This window comes from Pseudomonas sp. MWU13-2105, from assembly GCF_023242315.1.
Lineage (GTDB): Bacteria > Pseudomonadota > Gammaproteobacteria > Pseudomonadales > Pseudomonadaceae > Aquipseudomonas.
Window position 1 is genome coordinate 1 of sequence record NZ_JALLIY010000057.1, and the last position, 2,352, is coordinate 2,352.

The 2,352-nt window shown below is 59.4% G+C and carries 3 protein-coding genes; all 3 read right to left on the bottom strand.

Features of this window, described 5'->3' with window-relative positions:
- Nucleotides 1-281: 281 nt before the first annotated feature.
- Nucleotides 282-1,211, bottom strand: coding sequence for a sugar ABC transporter substrate-binding protein (locus M5B96_RS32215; protein WP_248801185.1), 930 nt, complete (start codon nt 1,209-1,211; stop codon nt 282-284).
- A gap of 100 nt (nt 1,212-1,311) precedes the next feature.
- Nucleotides 1,312-2,100: a TIM barrel protein gene (locus tag M5B96_RS32220; protein ID WP_248767294.1), complete on the bottom strand. Its 789-nt coding sequence runs from the start codon at nt 2,098-2,100 to the stop codon at nt 1,312-1,314.
- Nucleotides 2,100-2,352, bottom strand: a 253-nt coding sequence (locus M5B96_RS32225; RefSeq protein ID WP_412548679.1) for a Gfo/Idh/MocA family oxidoreductase, incomplete at its 5' end; no start/stop codon positions are given. The genes M5B96_RS32225 and M5B96_RS32220, both read right to left, overlap by 1 nt.

Here is a 2,352-nt window from a genome sequence, read left to right on the forward strand (position 1 = left end):
TTTTGGAATCAGTGGATTGCTGTGGGGCCGGTAGACCGTTTTCCGCTCAAAATACACAAGAATGCCACTCAATAGAGTGGCGTTCTTGTTTGTGCGTTTTCCAGTCTGTTATCTTTTTCCTGAAGGCGGTCATCAGACAATTCGCTTTCCAATGACTGATGTTTTCTGGGAAAACCTTTCACCTTGTGCTTGCCGAAACCGCTCTCTAGTCTTCGTTCGTCATTGCAAAATCAGTGCTAATCCCAGAGCGGGAAAGCGGCGTCAGTGCTCAGCATTCGACGCTATTTGTAATGTTGCTCAAACATGGCCACCTGTTCCGGTGTGATCAGTTGAAAGGGCACCCAGACATCTGTCTCGACCGGCTCGCCCTTGATCATTTTGATGGCCGCTTGCAGTGCGACGCTGGCTTGGGCCTTGGGGTCTTGAAAGACCGAGGCGACCAGCATCCCGCGCTTGATTGCTGCCAGTCCGTCAGGCAGGCCGTCGATGCCGACAATCGCTATTTCACCCTTGGCTTTACCGGCTTGCTGCAGTGCCATGGCGGCGCCGATGGCCATCTCGTCATTGTTGGCCACGATGGCGTCAAAGCTGGTGCCGGCCAGCAGCCAGTTGCTAGTCAGGTCCATGCCTTTGTTGCGCTGCCATTCAGCCGTTTGTTGTTCGACGATCTTGATGCCGGGATAGTCCTTGAGCACCTGTTTGACGCCTTCGGTGCGGTCATGCGTGGAGTTTTGCGCCAGGTCGCCCATGATGATCGCGAGGGTGCCTTTGCCCCCCAGCTTTTTCGCCAGATAGCGCATCTGCAGTTGTCCGGCCTCAATGTCATTGGACGCCACAGTGACCACGCCTTTGGGCAGGACGCGTTCGTCCGGGTGGCGGTTGACGTAGACCAGCGGGGTCTTTGCCTCGACGGCGGCGCGGGTCACGTTGGCGGTGGCCGCGGTGTCCACGGGCAAGACGATGACCGCGTCCACCTTCTGGTTGAGAAAGTCCTGGACCTGATTGAGCTGGCGCACCACGTCGCCCTGGGCATCCTCGAACTGGATCTGGACGTTTTCCTTTTTAGCGGCGTCTTCCAGGCCGCTGCGGACATAGGTCATGAAGTTGTCGTCAACCCTGGCAATGCTGACGCCGATGCGATAGCTGGAGGCGGCGGCCCATTGGCTGAAGAATAATAACAGCGTGGCAAAAAGCAGTGTGTAGCGACGCATGATGGTTTTCCTTTTGTTGTTATGAGTTGAAATTCATCAAGATCAAACCTGCGGGCTGCCGGCACTCGGCGGATCAGATCCGCCAGGAGCGCCCGTTCCCTCAGTCCAGCGTGAACGCCTGCCGAAAGCGCTCAAGTGCCGTTTCGCTGTCGCCGCTGGCCCAGCCCTCGAGCCCGACCACGCCCGTATATCCCATGCCGAACAAGGCCCTGGCAATAGCCGGATAATGAATCTCGCCGGTGCCGGGCTCCTTGCGCCCCGGGACATCTGCGACCTGGATTTCGCCGATGGCAGGGCCGGCGCGCTGGATGAGTTCGATCAGGTTCCCTTCACCGATCTGCGCGTGGTAGAGGTCCAGGTTCATCTTCAGGTGCGGGCTACCCACGGCCTCGATCAGCGCCAGGGTGTCGTCGGCGCGGGCGAACGGAGTGCCGGGATGGTCGACCTTGGTGTTGAGGTTTTCCAGCAGGAACACCCGACCGGCGTCTTCACCCAGGCGGGCGATTTTTTCCAGGGTCTTGCAGGCGCTCAGCCACATGCGTCCGCTGGCGTTGGCGACGGGTTTGACCGGCAGGCCTTTGTCACCCAGGCCCGTACCATGCAGGTTGAGGCTCGGGCAGTTCAGTTGCTCCGCCACGGCCAATGACTCCCGGGCGCTGTCGAGCAACTGGCGGATCTCTTCGGGGTCGGTCAGGTTGCCGGAGATATAGCCTGTCATGGAGGTGAAGTCGGCGCCGGTGGCAACCAGTGCAGCTATGTCCTTCTTCGTCCAGTCCCAGATTTCGGCGCTGAAACCCAGCCCGTGGATACGTTTGACACGCTCGGTGAACGGCAGGTCGAGGAAGACCATCTCGGCACTGATTGCCAACTTGAACGGTGAGAAACTCATCAATGGGCTCCTTGCACGCGTACTGTGCTGCCCTGTTGAAAGGACTCGATGCATGCCCGGGCAATCGCCAGGGCCGCCCGGGCATCTTCGCCGCTGGCCAAGGGTTTTTCCCCGGAGCGTAGGCAGCCGACAAAATGATTGAGCTCGGCAATGTAGGCATCGCGCAGCAGGTCGGTGTCAAGGCGCAGGGTGTCGGCCTGGATACCGCCGGCCAGGTAGCGCACCAGGTCCGAGTCATTGACGTTGCCCATG

Bases quoted from the DNA above. Each gene is read 5' to 3' on its own strand.
- M5B96_RS32215 (WP_248801185.1), bottom strand. From the start codon at position 1,211: ATGCGTCGCTACACACTGCTTTTTGCCACGCTGTTATTATTCTTCAGC.
- M5B96_RS32220 (WP_248767294.1), bottom strand. From the start codon at position 2,100: ATGAGTTTCTCACCGTTCAAGTTGGCAATCAGTGCCGAGATGGTCTTC.